The following is a 214-nucleotide window of genomic DNA, read 5'->3' on the forward strand; positions in this document are numbered from 1 at the left end:
TGCAACGCCTTTCGGTATTGCACAGCCTGTAAATATTCCACCACTCAATGTAGATGTCCCAATCGGCGAGGTATTGTTCTCTGGAGAGTTTATTCTAGAGTTTCCGGTGCCATGGGGTTTTACTTGTACTACACCGATTGTTAGCTTGAATCAGACAGTGTCTTATCCGTATCTAGGATACTACCTGTACGACACCAGCATTCCCGGAATTGGA

1 protein-coding gene is annotated in these 214 nt (G+C 45.3%); it reads left to right on the forward strand.

Features of this window, described 5'->3' with window-relative positions:
• A partial coding sequence (locus ACW9IR_RS30395; protein WP_457466319.1) for a hypothetical protein occupies positions 1–214 on the forward strand: 214 nt, incomplete at both ends.

The organism is Pseudomonas sp. SDT291_1_S447 (genome assembly GCF_054070155.1).